The sequence below is a fragment of the Rothia nasisuis genome, from assembly GCF_928381405.1.
In the GTDB taxonomy this organism is placed as follows: Bacteria; Actinomycetota; Actinomycetes; order Actinomycetales; family Micrococcaceae; genus Rothia; species Rothia nasisuis.
On sequence record NZ_CAKMSB010000035.1, the window covers coordinates 1 to 802 of the forward strand.

Consider the following 802-nt stretch of genomic DNA (forward strand, 5'->3'; position numbering starts at 1 on the left):
CATGCAACCGCCGCTCATTCCACCAACACACCCAGCCAGCCGTCTCAGCTTCCAGCTGCCCAACCGACCTAAAAAGCCGGTCCCGCACCATTTCAGCCTTGTAAGCCCCGTTCACCGATTCAGCCAGAGCATTATCATAGGAATCCCCTCTCGACCCGACAGACAACTGAACACCCAGAGCCCGCAACTCACCAGTGTAATCCTCAGCCACATACTGCGAACCACGCATCCGTTTGATGCACAATCTCAGTCAAAACTGACCCACTCTTACGAGCATCGAACAAGGCCTGCTTCAAAGCCGTCAAAGGCATCCCGAGGGTATGCATAGTCGAAGAAACACCCCAACCCACAATCTTCCGGCTGAAGACATCCGTGATGAAAGCGGTGTAGCAGAAGCCACTGGCCGTACGGACATAGGTGAAATCTGCAACCCATAGGCGGTGAGGCGCATCAGCCCTAAAGTGGCGGTTGACCAGATCGGGGCGGTTATCTGGGGTTTTGGCGGCTCTGGTGGTCACCGGTCTACGGCCCCGGTGCACGCCCTGAATACCGGCAGCACGCATGAGCCGATATGTTTTGTCCCGACCAATAGCCCAGCCAGCTCTTTTCATGGCCTGCCACATTTTGCGTACCCCATAGATCCTGTAGTTCTCCTGGTGGATTCTCACCAGTTCAGGGATGAGCACTTGGTCGGTGAGTGTCCTAGCCGCTGGAACACGGGCTTTGGCAGCCCGGTAGCCTCGTGAGGTGATAAATCCACCGGTAAAGGTGGTGGCCAGTACCCGGCAAATGGGCTCGATTC

General features: G+C 56.4%; 1 protein-coding gene and 2 pseudogenes. All 3 read right to left on the minus strand.

All coding sequences use genetic code 11. From position 1 onward, the window contains the following. Positions 1 to 163: pseudogene (locus L6966_RS12305) on the minus strand (integrase core domain-containing protein); the annotation flags it as partial. Continuing rightward, positions 141 to 188, minus strand: a pseudogene (locus L6966_RS12310) (hypothetical protein); the annotation flags it as partial. The pseudogenes L6966_RS12305 and L6966_RS12310, both read right to left, overlap by 23 nt. A gap of 15 nt (positions 189 to 203) precedes the next feature. Continuing rightward, on the minus strand, positions 204 to 802 hold a 599-nt coding region (locus tag L6966_RS11915; RefSeq protein ID WP_237233459.1), incomplete at its 5' end, for an IS3 family transposase.